15 protein-coding genes and 3 tRNA genes are annotated in these 16,602 nt (G+C 43.8%); 17 read left to right on the top strand and 1 reads right to left on the bottom strand.

What is annotated here, in order from left to right; genetic code table 11:
- Position 1 precedes the first annotated feature (1 nt).
- The 7 genes from T357_RS0114520 to T357_RS0114490 all read left to right on the top strand — a co-directional run bounded on the left by T357_RS0114520 (position 2) and on the right by T357_RS0114490 (position 6,604).
- Positions 2–445 carry a hypothetical protein gene (locus tag T357_RS0114520; RefSeq protein ID WP_031554157.1) on the top strand — a complete coding sequence of 148 codons (444 nt, stop codon included), beginning with the start codon at positions 2–4 and terminating at the stop codon, positions 443–445.
- A 298-nt stretch (positions 446–743) separates the two neighbouring features.
- On the top strand, positions 744–1,631 hold the full coding sequence (gene rbsK / locus T357_RS0114515; RefSeq protein WP_031554155.1) for a ribokinase: 888 nt from the start codon (positions 744–746) through the stop codon (positions 1,629–1,631).
- A gap of 1 nt (position 1,632) precedes the next feature.
- On the top strand, positions 1,633–2,049 hold the full coding sequence (gene rbsD / locus T357_RS0114510) for a D-ribose pyranase (protein WP_031554153.1): 417 nt from the start codon (positions 1,633–1,635) through the stop codon (positions 2,047–2,049).
- Positions 2,050–2,064: 15 nt separating this feature from the next.
- Positions 2,065–3,558, top strand: a complete 1,494-nt coding sequence (locus tag T357_RS0114505) for a sugar ABC transporter ATP-binding protein (RefSeq protein ID WP_031554149.1) — start codon at positions 2,065–2,067, stop codon at positions 3,556–3,558.
- The gene (locus T357_RS0114500) at positions 3,548–4,483 is read left to right on the top strand and encodes an ABC transporter permease (RefSeq protein ID WP_031554147.1); all 936 of its coding nucleotides are present in this window, start codon (positions 3,548–3,550) and stop codon (positions 4,481–4,483) included. Before T357_RS0114505 ends, T357_RS0114500 begins: the two co-directional genes overlap by 11 nt.
- A 50-nt stretch (positions 4,484–4,533) precedes the next feature.
- Positions 4,534–5,538 (top strand): D-ribose ABC transporter substrate-binding protein, encoded by a 1,005-nt coding sequence (locus T357_RS0114495; RefSeq protein WP_031554145.1) that lies wholly within the window; start codon positions 4,534–4,536, stop codon positions 5,536–5,538.
- An 88-nt stretch (positions 5,539–5,626) separates the two neighbouring features.
- The gene (locus tag T357_RS0114490; protein WP_031554142.1) at positions 5,627–6,604 is read left to right on the top strand and encodes a LacI family DNA-binding transcriptional regulator; all 978 of its coding nucleotides are present in this window, start codon (positions 5,627–5,629) and stop codon (positions 6,602–6,604) included.
- Between the two features lie 193 nt (positions 6,605–6,797).
- On the opposite strand, the gene T357_RS0114485 is transcribed toward T357_RS0114490, so the two are convergent.
- Positions 6,798–7,607: a PspC-like choline-binding domain-containing protein gene (locus T357_RS0114485; RefSeq protein WP_031554139.1), complete on the bottom strand. Its 810-nt coding sequence runs from the start codon at positions 7,605–7,607 to the stop codon at positions 6,798–6,800.
- A 177-nt stretch (positions 7,608–7,784) separates the two neighbouring features.
- Here T357_RS0114485 and T357_RS0114480 point away from each other — a divergent pair, with 177 nt between their 5' ends.
- The 10 genes from T357_RS0114480 to T357_RS0114435 all read left to right on the top strand — a co-directional run bounded on the left by T357_RS0114480 (position 7,785) and on the right by T357_RS0114435 (position 16,541).
- Positions 7,785–9,227 carry an alanine/glycine:cation symporter family protein gene (locus tag T357_RS0114480; protein WP_044917080.1) on the top strand — a complete coding sequence of 481 codons (1,443 nt, stop codon included), beginning with the start codon at positions 7,785–7,787 and terminating at the stop codon, positions 9,225–9,227.
- 189 nt (positions 9,228–9,416) lie between these two features.
- Positions 9,417–10,745, top strand: coding sequence for a hypothetical protein (locus tag T357_RS0114475; RefSeq protein WP_031554134.1), 1,329 nt, complete (start codon positions 9,417–9,419; stop codon positions 10,743–10,745).
- A gap of 112 nt (positions 10,746–10,857) precedes the next feature.
- Positions 10,858–11,796 (top strand): efflux RND transporter periplasmic adaptor subunit, encoded by a 939-nt coding sequence (locus tag T357_RS0114470; RefSeq protein ID WP_031554131.1) that lies wholly within the window; start codon positions 10,858–10,860, stop codon positions 11,794–11,796.
- Between the two features lie 19 nt (positions 11,797–11,815).
- Positions 11,816–12,430: an HD domain-containing protein gene (locus T357_RS0114465; protein WP_031554128.1), complete on the top strand. Its 615-nt coding sequence runs from the start codon at positions 11,816–11,818 to the stop codon at positions 12,428–12,430.
- Positions 12,431–12,557: 127 nt separating this feature from the next.
- On the top strand, positions 12,558–14,921 hold the full coding sequence (gene feoB, locus T357_RS0114460) for a ferrous iron transport protein B (protein WP_031554125.1): 2,364 nt from the start codon (positions 12,558–12,560) through the stop codon (positions 14,919–14,921).
- 15 nt (positions 14,922–14,936) lie between these two features.
- A complete protein-coding gene (locus T357_RS0114455; RefSeq protein ID WP_049962459.1) occupies positions 14,937–15,716 on the top strand; it encodes a DNA/RNA non-specific endonuclease in 780 nt (259 codons plus the stop codon).
- Positions 15,717–15,884: 168 nt separating this feature from the next.
- Positions 15,885–15,955 (top strand) — tRNA-Gly (locus T357_RS0114450).
- Positions 15,956–15,960: 5 nt separating this feature from the next.
- Positions 15,961–16,033 (top strand) — tRNA-Phe (locus T357_RS0114445).
- A 103-nt stretch (positions 16,034–16,136) separates the two neighbouring features.
- Positions 16,137–16,208, top strand: a tRNA-Gly gene (locus T357_RS0114440).
- A gap of 135 nt (positions 16,209–16,343) precedes the next feature.
- The gene (locus T357_RS0114435; RefSeq protein WP_031554120.1) at positions 16,344–16,541 is read left to right on the top strand and encodes a YbaK/EbsC family protein; all 198 of its coding nucleotides are present in this window, start codon (positions 16,344–16,346) and stop codon (positions 16,539–16,541) included.
- Positions 16,542–16,602 lie beyond the last annotated feature (61 nt).

The raw sequence follows: 16,602 nt of genomic DNA, 5'->3' as shown, positions 1-16,602 counted from the left end.
GATGTCAGATTTTATGAAAAAACAGAGCGTGGGAGCATACTTCAATGTAATTGCTGCCATCCTTGGAATAGTTGGTATCATTGCTGCCTGCGTATGCAGCAGTATGACTGTGACTTATGCCCTTGGAAACCTGGGAATTATCATCGTGCAGGGTGTTTTGGGAATCGTCCTTGCCTGTGCAGCCGTAGTACTTCCCAATATCTTCGGAAACCACGATATCTGCAGTACTATTGCAGTTTGTGTTTCCATCGCGCTGTTTACAGCAGCTTTCGGACAGGTTCTCTCAGAGAGGATCCTTCTGATCGCCGGACTCTTTAGCTACGACTCGGTAAATACTGTAGGCTGGCAGGTGTTTTATGTGACTGTTGTTTCGATCGCAGCCTTTATCATAGGGGCGCTTTTGATGATCATCGGAGCATTTACACGTTCAGTTAAAGAAAGATAAACGGCAAAAAGCATACGTTTATAGATGAGAGATAAAGAGGCGATAGTTTTGTGAAATATTCACAAAACTATCGCCTCTATTATGTTAAAACTATAAAATTCAACAATATATTATTGACATGGCAGTGATAGCTTGGTAGCATATTGTTATTACATGAAACGCGTTTCAGAAACCCGTTTCAGAGAAGATTTTTTTATGAAAGAGTTGCCTGACGAAAACACCGTCAGGTACTCCCGGGTCAGGTAAGAAGACCTTCCGGTTGCCTGTTCCCGAAGTGAAGTAGAAAGGAAGTGTTGTTTTGAAAATAGCTGTAGTCGGAAGCATTAACATGGATCAGACAGTTATCGCTGAGCGCATCCCGCTGAAGGGAGAGACCCTCAAGGGTTCGGAGCTTCATTACATCCCGGGCGGAAAGGGTGCCAATCAGGCGGTAGCCATGGCAAGACTTGGCGCGGAAGTTTCCATGTTTGGATGTGTGGGTAATGATTATAACGGAAGACAATTGATCGAAAATCTCAAGTCTAACGGAGTAAATACAGATAACATAAAAACAGTTGAAGGAGTTCCTACAGGAATAGCTCTTATCACGTTGGGGGACAATGACAACACCATAGTTGTTGTGGCCGGGGCAAACGCCTGTGCAGACAAGGCCTATGTTGATTCCATAAGAGAAGAGCTTGTGAAATTTGATATGGTGGTTCTCCAGCATGAGATCCCGCTTGAAGCTGTTCATTATGTTGTAGATATCTGTGCAAAAGAGAATATTCCTACAGTACTTAATCCTGCTCCTGCAGCAGAGGTTCCTAAGGAAATAGTTGATAAGGTAACCTACCTTACTCCGAATGAACATGAAGCGGTACTGATCTTTGGAAATGAAAAATCAGAAGAGGAGCTTTTGAGGGAGTATCCTGAGAAGCTTATCATCACAAAGGGAAGCAAGGGCGTTGCAACCTGTCTTAAGTCAGGCGAGATACTGAATGTTCCCTGCAGAAAGAGCAAGGTGGTTGACACCACCGGCGCGGGCGATACCTTAAACGGCGCTTTCGCTGTAAGGATTGCAGATAAAGCTTCAATGAAGGAAGCATTAACCTATGCAAACACCGCAGCAGGTCTTTCCATCGAGAAGATGGGTGCCCAGGGTGGAATGCCTACAGCAAAGGAAGTAGAAGCTGAATTGGAGGTTTAAGATGAAAAAGAATGGAATACTAAACAGTGATATATCCCGGGTTCTTTCATATATGGGACATACAGATCAGATCTGCATCGGAGACTGCGGTCTTCCGATTCCTGACGGCGTTGAGAGGATCGATCTTTCAGTAAAGTTCGGGATGCCGAGATTTATGGAGGTGCTTAATGAAGTTGGTGCTGACATGAAGATCGAAAAGGTGATCTTTGCAGAAGAGATCAAAACCATGAACCCTGAAGTGCACAAGGAAGTGCTTAATTTTTTGGAGAAAAATGAAACGGGTTTCAAAATCGAGATCGAATATGTTCCCCATACAAAATTAAAAGAGCTTACAAATAACAGTAAAGCAGTGATTCGTACCGGAGAGACAACTCCTTACGCAAACATCATCCTTCAGTCAGGCTGTATATTTGGTTGATAACAGGAGCAGATAATGAATATAAAAATGAGTGGCATCAATAAAGCCTTCGGCGGAAATCCGGTCTTAAGGGATGCGGGATTCGAGCTTGGCGATGGAGAAATCCACGCGCTTATGGGTGAAAACGGTGCCGGAAAATCAACATTAATGAAGATTTTAACCGGTGTTTACACTAAGGACGCCGGAGAAATATATGTAGACGGTCAGGAAGTTTGTTACAAAAATCCTCAGGAGGCAGAAAAGGCAGGAATCGTCTTCATACATCAGGAGCTGAATGTTCTCTTCGATATGACGGTTGAGGAAAACATGTTCCTCGGTAAAGAGATCACTAAGAAGTTCGGTGTTTGCGACAAGCAGGCGATGAGGGCTGAAGTAAAGAAGATACTTGATACTCTCGGTGTAAATATCAGCCCCGCAGCAAGTATGGATACCCTTTCCATAGGTCAGCAGCAGATGATCGAAATAGCAAAAGCCCTTATGGTGGATGCCAAGGTCATCATCATGGATGAGCCTACGGCAGCACTTACACAGAAGGAGACAGAGGTTCTCTTCGGGGTTGTGAGAAGCCTTAGGGAAAAGGGCGTATCCATCGTTTATATCTCTCACAGAATGGAAGAGATTTTCGAGCTTTGCGACAGGATCACCATCCTTCGTGACGGTCAGTACATCGGCACCAGAGAGATCAGCAAGACTGATATGACTGAAGTTGTCAAGATGATGATCGGCAGAGAGATAGGTGAGAGATATCCGGAAAGAGATGTGAAGATCGGAGACATTGCCTTCGAGGTTAAAAATCTTAACTGTCCCGGAGTTTTCTCAGATATAAGTTTCCAGGTCAGAGCCGGAGAGGTTCTCGGCGTTGCGGGTCTCATGGGTGCCGGACGTACAGAGATCATGCAGTCAATATTCGGAAATATGCCAAATGTTACGGGACAGATTTTTGTGGAAGGAAAAGAGGTCCACAATAAGAATCCGGAGCAGGCTATGAAGAACGGCATCGGTTTCATCACTGAGGACAGAAAGACAGAAGGTCTGATGCTTGAAGAAAGCATTATGAAAAATATAGCCATAACCAATCTCGGCAGGATTTCAAAAAACGGAGTTCTGAATAAGAAGAGCGAAATGGATATGGTTAAGGCTGGCATTGAAGAGCTTCATATCAAGTGCACAGGTCCTGATCACTACTGTAATAAATTGAGCGGTGGTAATCAGCAGAAGGTTGTATTTGCGAAATGGATATTCACAGATCCAAAGGTACTTATACTGGACGAGCCCACAAGAGGCGTGGATATAGGTGCAAAAAAGGAAATCTACTCTATAATTAATAACCTTGCCGCACAGGGAGTGGCGATCATTATGGTTTCCTCAGAGCTTCCTGAAGTTCTGGGAATGTCCGACAGGATAATGGTTATTACAGAAGGAAAAATCGGCGGATTTATAGACAGGCAGGATGCCAACCAGGAAAATGTCATGATTCTCGCCACAGGAGGCCAAAACGATGGAAAGTAATAAATTAATGAATAAAATTCAGGATCTGGGAGCACTTATAGCACTTATAGCGCTGGTGCTGGTCATCAGTATCATAAGCCCTCAGTTCAGAACTATAGATAACTTCTTATCTCTTGTTCGTCAGTCATCCATTAACGGATTCATAGCTTTCGGTATGACCTGTGTTATCCTTACCGGCGGAATCGATCTTTCGGTAGGTTCAACACTTGCTCTGGCAACAGCATTTTGCGCTTCCTTCATAAAAGGCGGAATGCCGGTAGGAATTGCCATGATACTTGCACTGCTTATCGGTGTAGGCTGCGGACTTGTCAGCGGAACACTGGTTACAAAGGGAAGATTACAGCCCTTCATCGCTACACTTATCACCATGACAGTGTACAGAGGTATCACTATGATCTTCATGGACGGAAAGCCGATCTCAGGACTTGGAAGCAGTTTCCTTCTTAAGTTCGTTGGTAAGGGAAGTCTTTTCGGAATCCCGTTCCCTGTAATCTTATTCGTCCTTGTATTCCTGCTTTTCTTCTTTGTGCTTCAGAAGACAGTATTCGGAAGAAGAGTCTATGCTACAGGTAGTAATGCTGAATCAGCAAAGCTTTCCGGCGTAAACATTAACAAGACAAAGCTTATCACCTATGCAATCTCAGGCGGTATGGCAGCACTTTCAGGGCTCATCCTTTTATCAAGACTTGCATCTGCACAGCCTACCCTTGGTAATGGTTATGAGCTTGATGCCATCGCATCAGTTGCCCTCGGCGGAACAAGTATGAACGGTGGACGCGGAAGAATCTGGGGAACCTTCGTAGGTGTACTCATCATTGCGGTACTTAACAATGGTCTCAATATCATGGGAGTTTCTTCATATTATCAGTCAGTTGTAAAGGGAATTGTCATTCTCATTGCGGTACTTTCAGACAGAAAGCGTTGATGGGAATTGAGAATAAAGTAAACATTTAAGCAATAACGGAGGAGAAAAAAATGAAGCTTAAAAATTTATTCACAGTAGCAGTAGCGGGTATTATGGCAATGTCAGTTGTAGGCTGCGGTTCTGCAGTATCAGTTGACGGAGAGAAGAAGGCAGAGGCTACAACAGAGGCTGCAAAGGCAGAGGCCGGAACTGAGGCCGCAAAGACAGAGACAGAAGCTGCAAAGGCAGAGGCAACAGCAGAAGGTTCTGGCACAATAGGTTTATCACTTTCAACCCTTAACAATCCTTTCTTCGTAACCTTACAGGAAGGTGCTCAGGCTAAGGCTGACGAGCTTGGAATGGAGCTTATCGTTGTTGATGCAGGTGATGATTCTGCTAAGCAGGCAAGTGATATCGAGGATCTTATCTCAAAGAATATTTCAGTTCTTATCGTTAACCCTGTTGATTCTGATGCAGTTGCACCTTCAGTTGAGGATGCTATCGCAAAGGATATCAAGGTTGTTGCAGTAGACAGAATGGTAAATGGCGTTGACGTTGATTGTTCTATCGCATCAGATAACGTAGCAGGTGCTCAGATGGCAGCTGACTATATCGTAGAGCTCGTTGGTGAAGGCGCAAAGGTTGCTGAGCTTCAGGGTGTAAACGGTGCTTCTGCTACTATCGACAGAGGTGAGGGTTTCCACAAGGTAGCTGATGAGAAGCTTGACGTTGTAGCGAGCCAGACAGCAAACTTCAACAGAGCTGAGGGTATGTCAGTTATGGAGAACATTCTTCAGGCTAATGCTGATGTTCAGGCTGTATTCGCTCACAATGACGAGATGGCTCTCGGTGCAGTTGAGGCTGTCAGCGGCAAGGATATCGTAATTGCAGGTTTCGATGCTACAGATGATGCTATCGCAGCAGTTAAGGAAGGAACAATGGCTTGCACAGTTGCTCAGAAGCCTGACCTTATGGGTGCAACAGCTGTTGAGACAGCTCAGAAGCTTATGAACGGTGAGACAGTTGAGAAGTCAATGCCTGTAGAAGTTATGCTTGTTACTAAGGAAAACGCATAAAAATGTGATAGAATCGTGGAGAGAGTAGCACAAAATGATTCGGTGTCAGCTTTTGACACGCACATGAAGACAAACGGAGAAGGACAAGATGGCTACGATACGTGAGGTTGCAAAGCTGGCAGGAGTTTCTCCTGCCACAGTTTCCAGGGTAATGAATGGAACTGCAAATGTTGATGATGATAAAAAGAACCGGGTTCTGGAAGCTATTGAAAAAACAGGTTTTCAGCCAAACCAGCTGGCCAGGGCCCTGTTCAAGAATTCCTCACGGCTTGTGGGACTTATAGTTCCCAACATCGATAACCCTTTCTTCAGTGAGCTTGCCCGAAAGATAGAGGAAGAAGCATTTAAACGCGGTTATCAAATTGTGCTTTGCAGCTCAGGTAACAACAGCGACAAAGAGCTAAGCAATATCAGGATGCTGAGTCGCATGAAAGCGGATGGCATCATCCTTATCACAAACGGAGAGCATACCGGAAAGATGATAAAAGAAACAGATCTTCCGGTGGTGGTTGTGGATCGTCATATGACAGATGGAGGCGAGATCGCCTACATTGAATCCGATCATTATACCGGTGGTGTTCTGGCAACGGAGCATTTATATGAATGTGGCTGCCGTAAGATTGTGTGTCTCCGGGGACCGCAGGAATACGCCAGTGGCAGGCTGCGTTTCAAGGGCTATCAGGATGTATGCAGGAAATATAAGCTGGAGGAGATGTATATCGATACAGCTTATACCTTCGAAGCAGGTTTGAAATCAGCAGAGTTTCTTCTGGAAAAGTATCCCGAGGCGGACGGAATATTCGCCGCCAATGATATAGTGGCTATATCTACATATAAGGTTCTGAAGAATCATAAGATAAAGGTTCCTAAGGATGTAAAGCTTGTAGGCTTTGACGACATCAGGTTCAGTTCCCTGATGACACCGGAGCTTACAACCATAAGGCAGCCCATTGGAAAAATGGGAGAGCTGGCAGTAGATATAATCTGTAATTACGCGGAAGGAAAGCCCTATGATGAGGCCTGTATCCTGGGAGTGGAACTGATTAAAAGGGAAACCACAAAATAAATATAGTAGTGGGATCGACTTCATACGATTCCTGAAAAATGTGAAAAAAGAGGCATCTAATCTAAAATCAGATTAGATGCCTTTCATAGTTTTAACGAAAATCCGCCGGGGACGGAACCGTTCCCGGCGGATTTGGAAGTCTCATGTATTGCTGTAATATGCGCAGATTATAATTCAGGTATGTTTCTACCCATCAACCTACAGCTCCGGTGCCATTACCTGTGTAAAGGAGTCTTCCGCCGGAGCGTCTCTTAAATATGAGCTTTCCTGAGGAAGTCCAACCTGAGGTTCTCCATTCAAGCGTTATAGTATCTTTTCCGTTATAGGTCATATCATACCATTTATCGGAGATGGTACTTCTGCAGCCCCATTTATAACCGTCGGCGGAACCGATCTTAAGTGAATCACCATTAGGATTAGCAGAATCATAGAGACTGTATGGTGTTCCGGAACTCATGTACAGACCAAAATCCATGGAACCTATATAAGCATCACCCGGGTCAACTTCAACCCAAAGATCTACTCTTTTATCTTTGCTGTATCCCGACTGATCCCTGTTGTCCCAGTTTCCGTCGATGGTGTAATACTCGCCGGAATCATTGTAATTGCCCTGCTTACCCTTAGAAGGATCGTATTCTCCATTTTCATCAACATAATATCCATCCGGTGTCCAGGTGCTGGTGAGCATTGTGCCGTCGGAACCAAGGTAGTAGTCTCCTACCCATTGATTTTTAGCTGCGGCACCGCTGTTTGTGAGGTAATACCAGTTCCAACCGTTATTGTACCATTCATTGGATTTCATCCATCCATGACTGTCAAATGCGTACAACTCATCGTCAATTTCATACATTCCGTTTGCCAGATAGGATCCGTCCGAAAATCCGTACCACCATCCGTAATCACCCTGTATCCAATCTCCGGTGCGGGCTAAAGAAGTCAGACTGAACATGATCACGAGTAATCCTGTCAGCCCAAGTGTCATCAATGTCTTTTTTAACTTCATCAGTAACCTCCTTTTTGAAAAATTCTCACATATCACGATCGTTGTTCGGCAGAATATTCCACTAAACATACACTAATAAAAAATATATTCTTATTATACCAAAAATTCGAACTAAATATAGCTAAAAATCCGTTATTTAATAAGATTTGTACAGACACTAGGTTTATGCCTCAAATTATGGTAAACTTATGCCTTAGTACTTTAAAGCAGAGGTGTGTGAAAGTGGAACTTATAAGTAAAATTTCAAGTGAGCTAAATAGTATAGTCTGGGGAGTGCCAACCCTTATCCTTTTGGTAGGTACCGGAATATATTTCACGGTCAGACTGGGATTCATTCAGTTTACAAAATTTGGATATGTAATGAAAAACACTCTCGGAAGACTTTTTGAAAAGAGGTCCAGTGAGAGTGGTACACTTACTCCCATCCAGGCTCTGACAACGGCTCTTGCGGGAACGGTGGGTACCGGAAATATCGCAGGTGTTGCGGGCGCCATAGCCATGGGCGGTCCCGGAGCTATATTCTGGATGTGGGTAGCAGCGATTTTCGGAATGTGTACAAAATATGCCGAGATAGTTCTTTCTGTTCATTATCGTGAGAAGAACGAAGCAGGAGATTATGTAGGCGGTCCTATGTATTATATAAAGAACGGTCTCGGAGAAAAGTGGAAGTGGTTAGGCATCCTGTTCTCCGCTTTCGGAGCCATAGCTTCCCTGGGAATCGGTAATATGACTCAGATCAATACCATCGCAACTTCCATAGGATCTGTATTCAAGTCCTTTGATCCTGAAATCTCAGGTGATAACCTGCAGAGGATCTACATGATCATCGGAATAACCGGAGCGATCCTTACAGTTCTGGTTCTCTTCGGTGGTATGAAGAGAATAGGTAATGTTACTGAAAAGCTTGTTCCCATCATGGCTTTGGTTTACATCATCGTTTCCGTAATCGTTGTTATCACTCATATCGGAAGTCTGGGTGAAGTTTTTTCAAAGATAGTTACAGGCGCATTTTCTCCATCAGCTATAAGCGGAGGTCTCCTGGGGGTTACTATCCAGCAGGCAGCAAAGGCAGGCTTCGGACGAGGCATTTTCTCCAACGAGGCAGGTCTCGGTACAGCGGCTATAGCACATGCGGCTTCCGACGTTGACCATCCGGTTCATCAGGCTATTTACGGTATATTTGAAGTATTCATGGACACCATTGTTATCTGTACACTTACAGCGGTTGCCATCCTTATCTCCGGATGTGCAGACAACTTTTACGGTAAGTCCGCCGGTACAGATCTGACCATCATGGCCTTCAGTACAACATTTGGTGATAAATGGGCATCTATCATTATTGCCTCCTGCATCACTCTTTTTGCATTTTCAACCTTACTCTCCTGGAGCCTTTACGGTTCAAGATGCCTTGAGTTCTTATTCGGTACAAAGGCCATCATCGTATACCAGGCAATTTATGTTATATTCATAGTTGTGGGCTCCACAGTTCAGCTTAGCCTTGTATGGGAGATTGCAGACACCACCAACGGACTTATGGCGGTACCAAACCTTATTGCGATTCTGATAATGTCTCCAAAGGTTATTTCTCTCACCAAAGAGCATTTTCAAGCGATAAAGTAACAAAAGATTTCCGGTTTAAACATTTTAAACAACTTTACTGCGTGGCAGGTGGAAAGAATTCCGCCTGCCACGCTTGATTTTATTTATTAATGCTGTTTTTTTAGCCGAAGTAAGTGATATACGGATTTATGTCCGGTCGACTGCCTGATCATGTTTCAGACATCGAAAAGTTTTTCCGGGGGATGCATTATGAAGATTAAAAAATCAGTATTCATAGTTCTCATATTTTCTATGATTTTGCTCAGCGCCTGCGGCTCGAACAAAAAAACTAAAACCTCATCAAAAAAGCAGAAGGAAGTCATTGCAAAAGTCGAGACTGAGGCTGCAGATGAAGAAGAAAATGAAGCGCTGATAGGGGAAGAGGCGCTTAAAAATGCTCTCAGAAAGAGACTTGAACGATGTCTCGGTATAGAAGGTGCTTCGGGAGCTTCTCTTAAAACTTTACACCAATCGGTTCAGCTTCTTAAATTAACAAGAGACGGCGATTATTCATTGAACATCGTTACTCCTGTTGTCCAGGAGTTTTATGACTCATTAAGTGCGGATGACCAGAAAGATTTTCTGAAGACCTGGGGAGGAATCGATTACTATACAGATACCATTCTCAATGATTTTTTCTCAATAAGCGGAATGCTTGAGGATGCCGGAGATCTGGAAATAGGAAAAGAGATTTCCTATGATGACCAAATGAAGGATAAGTGGGCGATAGTGCGTCAGGGAATAACAGGTGTATTGCCTGAAGCTGTGCCTGAAACAGAAGAAAGCAGTAAAACGGATGAGAGCACCGCTTCCGATGGCAGCATTATTTCCCAGGAAACTGATGCCGATGGCAATATCATATTGAAAGAAACTGATGCTGATGGAAATGTTCTGCTGACGGAAACTGACGCCGAGGGTAATGTTGTATCGAGGGAAACAGATGAAGGCCAGGGAGCCATCACTGCCGGAACCGATGAAAACAAAAAAACCGGAAAGACAGAAAAACAAAGAGAAACAGATGATGAAGATGAGACAGAGGGTGGAAACAGGCCTAGAAATAATAACAGGAATACGAACATAAACAATCCTGTTGTTGTAGTGACAGAAACAGTAGAAGAGACACAGGAAGAGACATACGAAGAAGAGACCTATGAGGAAGAGACAGAGCCTACCGTCAATTACCCAACACTCGGTGATTATTCAGAGACTACTGCGCCTGAATTTGGTCCAACCATTGGAGCTGCCTCTGCGGATACCTATACCAATACTTATTCCAATACCTATGCCAATACCTCCGCGGATACATTCACGAATGTGGTTATAGTTTCGGTGGATGAAAAACTGGATCCCGCCGAGCTAGGAGGTCTGTCCTCGAAATATGATCTCAGGCTGATGTATGATTATCAGAACTTTGATAAGTATGCATTTTCCTGCGACAGCGTCAGCAATCAGGAACAGATGGATTTTATGATGTCAATGCTTAAATCCGAGAACCACATCACTTCCGTTTTGCAGGACAGCAGTGTGCAGCTTCATTGAGACAGGAATAGTCATTGTTTTAACCATTCATTTTGAATTGAGAGGAGTTATATTGTATCCTTATAGGTAAGGAAATGACACAAGTTTATCGTTGGCAGGAGGGGTTCACATTATGAAGATGAAAGACAAGGTCATAAAAGGGCTTTGGATCATTTTGATAGTGATATGCCTTTGTTCTTTTATTGTGTATAAAAAAGGTTTAAATGCCAAAGAAATAGCCATTGCTGCCCATAGCAGGTTTGCTGAAGATATTGAAACGGTGGCAGCGGCAGAGGTTCAGGAGGATACCTATAATGGAACCATCGGAACCATGGATAGTTTTGACTTCATATCCCGGGTTAATGGCAGGGTATATGGACTTTATGTAAAGTCAGGAGATGAAGTAAAAAGAGGTGAGCCCATACTCCTTATCGATAACAGAGATGAGGCTAAGAAGTTAAAGAAAGCCTGGGATGAAGCTGTCGGACTGATCGAACCGGCTAAAGAAAAAGCCCTTGAGGCAGCTGATGAACTTAAGAGGATCACTCCTTTGTACAATAAGGGAGAAGTGGAGCCGGAAGTTTATAAGCAACAGGCGGAAGAATTGAATCGCCGGACGGAGGAGCTTTCGGAGATTATAAAGAACTCAGATACGGCAAAGATAAAATATGATATAGCTGTAGTTAACAGTTTTATTACAGCTCCGGCTGATGGGGTTATCGTCAATCTTAATCTTAAACAAAAAGAAGATATTTCCGGTGGATCAATACTTTGCGAGATTACTGAAACCGATATAAAATATATAGAGTTCTCAGTGAAAGAGCATATGATTTATGATATTTTTCTCGGGGAACAGGTGACTGTGACTGCCGATGAAGTGGGACACAGAGGCAATGTCATTGAAATAGATCGTGCAGGGGATGCATCAAATCTTCACAGGGTCAGAGCGATCATCTACGATCCCGGAGAACTAAAGGATGATCAAACCGCTGAAGTCAGATTCGGTTATAATGACGATAAAAGTAATGAAGAGACGCTTAGTGAAGCAGAAAGCTTGAGTGTGGCCGGGTAGCCATTTAGGAGAAATCATTATGGATCATATCTTTTCCGGAAAACGATATCAGGATGCATTACAGTTTGCATCCCATGCTCACAGAAAACAAATGCGGAAAGGTTCGGATGTGCCTTATATCATTCACCCAATCGAGTGTTCTATGATCGTAGCTTCTATCACAGAGGATGAGGATGTTATCATAGCGGCACTGCTTCATGATGTAATAGAGGATACGGATTATGGCTATGAGGATATAAAAATCCGTTACGGGAAAAGAGTTGCGGACCTGGTTCAAAATGAAACTGAGAACAAAAGAAATGATCAGCCCCGTGAGAGTACCTGGGTCATAAGGAAGAAGGAAACCATCGATCACATCGAACAGGCGGAATATGAGACGAAGCTTATTTGTCTCGGAGACAAGCTTTCCAATATACGTGCCTCCGTCAGGGATTATGAAAGTGACCGTGACTCTTTCTGGGATCGTTTCAATCAGTCTGATCCGGTATTTCAGGGGTGGTACTACCAGACCCTGAGGGATATTCTGGCAAAGGACTTTTCAGACAGCGACGCCTGGAAAGAATATGATGAACTCTGCAGTAAGTTGTTTGGAAACCTGGATCTCAGGGAGATAGAAAAGAAAATATCCGATTAACCTGCAAAGGGAAACGTTTAACCGGCGGATCCCTTTTTTGCTTTTAGAGAATCTCCGTAATACCATCTCGACTTTCTTACGTGTTTAGTGCAATAATATGCTTATCGATTTTCAGGAGGAATTCAGCTTGACTTTAAAAGAATTGGAAAAAGGAAAAACAGCCACTATCGAAAGCATAGGTGGAGAAGGTGCCTTACGTCAGCATTTTCTTGACATGGGACTTATACCGGGAGTGGATGTGACACTTATAAAGTTTGCACCCATGGGAGATCCCATGGAGCTTAGGATAGCCGGCTATGAACTGACAATAAGACTTTCGGACGCGGATAAGATAGAAATCAGAGATGTGAGAAGCGGAGGAAGTCCGGAACCGGATGGGAAGCCGGATTCATATAAGGATATCCCGCACCCGTCTCTCGGCGAAGAAGCTGATAAACCTGAATACTATGTTGAACATAAGAAGAAAGAGGCAAGAACCGGAAAGCTTACATTTGCACTTGTAGGTAATCAGAACTGCGGAAAGACGACATTGTTTAACCAGCTCACGGGAGCAAATCAGCACGTGGGCAATTTTCCCGGAGTTACAGTAGACAGAAAGAGCGGCCCCATAAAGGGGTATCCCGACACGGAAGTCGTGGACCTTCCCGGAATATATTCTCTTTCGCCCTATACAAGTGAGGAAGTGGTCTCCAGGCAGTTTGTTCTGGAGGAAAAGCCTTCAGCCATCATCAATATCGTTGATGCCACAAACATTGAGCGGAACATGTACCTGACCATGCAGCTTATGGAACTGGATATACCTATGGTCATCGCCCTCAATATGATGGATGAGGTGGCGGGTAACGGAGGTACGGTTAATGTCAACCTTCTGGAGCAGCTTATGCAGGTGCCGGTCATACCCATTTCCGCAGCGAAAAATCAGGGCATTAAAGAGCTCATAGAGCATTCTGTACATATAGCGAGATATAATGAAAAACCCGGCAGGAAGGACTTCTGCGGGAAGGATGATCATGGCGGTGCCGTGCATCGTGCCATTCATGCCGTTATGAGCATGATAGAGGATCATTCGGAAAAAGCAGAGATACCGATCCGTTTTGCTGCAAGCAAGATGATAGAGGGAGACAAGCTGGTTAAGGATGCTCTGGGGCTGCATGAACATGATGCAGCAGCTCTTGAAAATATCGTTTCACAGATGGAAGAGGAACGTGGTCTCGACAGGGCAGCAGCCATTGCAGACATGCGTTTCACTTTCATTTACAGAATCTGCAGGCAGACGGTGGTCAAACCTCATGAAAGTAAGGAACACACCAGAAGCCGGAAGCTGGATGAATTTTTTACCGGAAAGTGGACTGCCATACCGGCATTCATAATTATAATGGGTCTGGTCTTTTTCCTGACTTTTAACGTGATAGGAGCCTTCTTCCAGGGAATTCTGGAGGTGCTTATAGGAAACATTACAGAGATAGTGGATTCAGCTCTGACTTCTGCCAATGTCTCCGCCCCTATTCATTCGCTTGTTATTGACGCTATATTTGAGGGTGTAGGCTCGGTGCTTAGCTTTCTTCCTATCATTGTGGTGCTTTACTTCTTTTTGTCTATGCTTGAAGACAGCGGCTATATGGCGAGAGTCGCGTTCTTTATGGATAAGCTTTTGCGAAAACTGGGACTATCCGGCAGAAGTATCGTCCCGATGCTGATAGGCTTCGGCTGCAGTGTTCCTGCCATCATGGCTGCGAGAACCCTGCCCTCCGACAGAGACCGAAAGATGACGAGACTTCTGATACCTTTTATGAGCTGCAGTGCAAAGATGCCAATCTATGCTTTCTTTGCGGCGGCATTTTTTCCGAAATATGCGGCTGTCGTGACTATAGCTCTTTATCTTATCGGTATAGTCATGTCTATAGTTGTGGCTCTGATCGGAAAGAAAACATTGTTTTCCGGAGAAGCGGTTCCTTTTGTTATGGAGCTTCCCAACTACAGACTTCCGGGACTTAAAAATGTTGTAATGCTTATGTGGGATAAGGCAAAGGATTTCCTTCAGAGAGCCTTTACGGTTATCTTTCTCGGAACCATCGCTGTATGGTTTTTAAAGAATTTTGATCTCGGATTTAACCTTGTAACGGATTCCGAAAAGAGCATACTTGCGGTACTTGCCGGAGGCATCGCGCCATTATTCGCGCCGCTCGGGTTCGGAAACTGGAAGATAGTGACATCCCTCATCTCAGGTTTCCTTGCGAAGGAGAGTGTGGTCTCCATGCTTACTGTGCTTTATGGTGGAACTTCCGGACTAAGGGCGGAATTAAGCGGCCTGACAGCCTTTGTATTTCTTGTTTTTTGTCTTCTTTATACTCCATGTGTTGCGGCTATTGCGTCTGTAAAACAGGAGTCCGGAGGAAGAGCAGCAATTATTACAGTTTTTTTCCAATGCTTCGTTGCATGGGTGGTGGCTTTCATAGTCAGGCTTCTGGGACTTGCCTTAGGATTTGTTTAAATCAGATGTGGTGTTATGGCGTATAACGACAATAGAAAGAATAAATACAGAAACGATAAATACATAAAAAAATCAGGGAAGACAAGTTTTATCACCTGGCTGGTGATAGCCATTGCGGTTATATATACCACATTTTTGCAATCCCATCCGGGAAATGTTAAGCCCGAGACAGTTAAACCGGAAACAGTTAAGACTGAATCTGTCTATGAGATACCGGAATATTCCGGAGAAACCTATGCGGTCATAAATGATAATGTTCCCTTTTTTACAGCGGATGATATGACCACAGAGGCTTTTGAAACCTACAGTGATTTTGATTCCCTGGGGCGTTGCGGTGTGGCCTATGCCAATGCCTGCCGTGAGCTGATGCCCAGAAAGAAGCGCGGCGATATATCCCATATAAAGCCTACAGGATGGGTACAGAGGAAATATCCGGGGATAGTGGATTCGGATCCGCCATATCTTTATAACAGAAGTCATTTGATTGCTTATTCACTGACTGCGGAGAATGACAATGAGAGAAATCTCATTACCGGCACAAGATACATGAACTATGATGGTATGCGTCCCTTTGAAGAAATGGTTGTGGAATATATTGACGAGACCGATAATCATGTTCTATATAGAGTTACACCCATGTTCGCGGGAGACAATCTGCTTGCTGACGGAGTGCTGATGGAGGCATTATCCGTAGAAGACGGCGGGAAGGGCATATGCTTTTGTGTGTACTGCTACAATGTTCAGCCCGGAATAGAAATCGATTACAGCACGGGGGAAAACCGGAAAATAAAGTAGTCCGGATACTTGAAATCCGATGAATATAAGACGGTTTGACCGGTTAAAACAAATAAAAAATAATTTTGAAATATTCTAAAAATAAAAAGCAACTTTTTGTTGACAATGCCGCTTAAGTTTTGTATCATAACACTCGCGTCACCGATAAGGTGATTGCGAAAAGCAATTGCGGGTGTAGTTCAATGGTAGAATGTCAGCCTTCCAAGCTGAACATGTGGGTTCGATTCCCATCACCCGCTTAGCTGCCCAGATAGCTCAGTTGGTAGAGCAGAGGACTGAAAATCCTCGTGTCACTGGTTCGATTCCGGTTCTGGGCATCCAAGATGATAAAGACAGCGATAACATTCACACTGAAACTGATCATCTTTTGTATAGTGTTTCGTTCTTCACAGAAATGAAAGTTGAACGGACATTAATAATGCGCGAGTAGTAGAGTGGTACTACGTCGCCTTGCCAAGGCGAAGATCGCGGGTTCGATCCCCGTCTCGCGCTCGTTACTTAGTTAAGGAATCGTTGAGAAATCAATGATTCCTTTTCTTTTAGTTTTTGCTTTTTTTTATAAAGGATTACGGCTTTTCTGTTTTTGTCTGTTACTATATTGATAGAAAAATATTGGAGGAAATACCGATGATAAATTCAAAAGTAAAGGAATTTCTTGAAATAAAGGGATTTGGCGACAGACTTACGGAACACCCGGAGACAATAGATACTGTAGAGCACGCTGCTCAACAGATCGGATGCACAGAAGCTGAAATTGATCCAGCCGTTTTTTTTAAAGGTAAACCGCGAGTTTACCTTTTTTTATTTGCAAAAATGTATCATTAAGACAACAGATAAGAAATGCCTCGCTGCAGAGGGGCAGAAATAATATACAGAGATATGCAGG

This window comes from Oribacterium sp. FC2011 (assembly GCF_000701645.1).
Classification (GTDB): domain Bacteria; phylum Bacillota; class Clostridia; order Lachnospirales; family Lachnospiraceae; genus Oribacterium.
Note: the sequence above shows the minus strand (reverse complement) of the source record. Positions and strands in the feature narration are given on the sequence as shown.

What these genes read in the sequence shown, in the direction of transcription:
- T357_RS0114435 (WP_031554120.1), top strand. Translation starts at nt 16,344, where the DNA reads ATGATAAATTCAAAAGTAAAGGAATTTCTTGAAATAAAGGGATTTGGC.
- rbsD (WP_031554153.1), top strand. Translation starts at nt 1,633, where the DNA reads ATGAAAAAGAATGGAATACTAAACAGTGATATATCCCGGGTTCTTTCA.
- T357_RS0114520 (WP_031554157.1), top strand. Translation starts at nt 2, where the DNA reads ATGTCAGATTTTATGAAAAAACAGAGCGTGGGAGCATACTTCAATGTA.
- T357_RS0114490 (WP_031554142.1), top strand. Translation starts at nt 5,627, where the DNA reads ATGGCTACGATACGTGAGGTTGCAAAGCTGGCAGGAGTTTCTCCTGCC.
- T357_RS0114465 (WP_031554128.1), top strand. Translation starts at nt 11,816, where the DNA reads ATGGATCATATCTTTTCCGGAAAACGATATCAGGATGCATTACAGTTT.
- T357_RS0114475 (WP_031554134.1), top strand. Translation starts at nt 9,417, where the DNA reads ATGAAGATTAAAAAATCAGTATTCATAGTTCTCATATTTTCTATGATT.
- T357_RS0114455 (WP_049962459.1), top strand. Translation starts at nt 14,937, where the DNA reads ATGGCGTATAACGACAATAGAAAGAATAAATACAGAAACGATAAATAC.
- T357_RS0114480 (WP_044917080.1), top strand. Translation starts at nt 7,785, where the DNA reads ATGGTAAACTTATGCCTTAGTACTTTAAAGCAGAGGTGTGTGAAAGTG.
- T357_RS0114485 (WP_031554139.1), bottom strand. Translation starts at nt 7,607, where the DNA reads ATGAAGTTAAAAAAGACATTGATGACACTTGGGCTGACAGGATTACTC.
- T357_RS0114495 (WP_031554145.1), top strand. Translation starts at nt 4,534, where the DNA reads ATGAAGCTTAAAAATTTATTCACAGTAGCAGTAGCGGGTATTATGGCA.
- T357_RS0114505 (WP_031554149.1), top strand. Translation starts at nt 2,065, where the DNA reads ATGAATATAAAAATGAGTGGCATCAATAAAGCCTTCGGCGGAAATCCG.
- T357_RS0114500 (WP_031554147.1), top strand. Translation starts at nt 3,548, where the DNA reads ATGGAAAGTAATAAATTAATGAATAAAATTCAGGATCTGGGAGCACTT.
- T357_RS0114470 (WP_031554131.1), top strand. Translation starts at nt 10,858, where the DNA reads ATGAAGATGAAAGACAAGGTCATAAAAGGGCTTTGGATCATTTTGATA.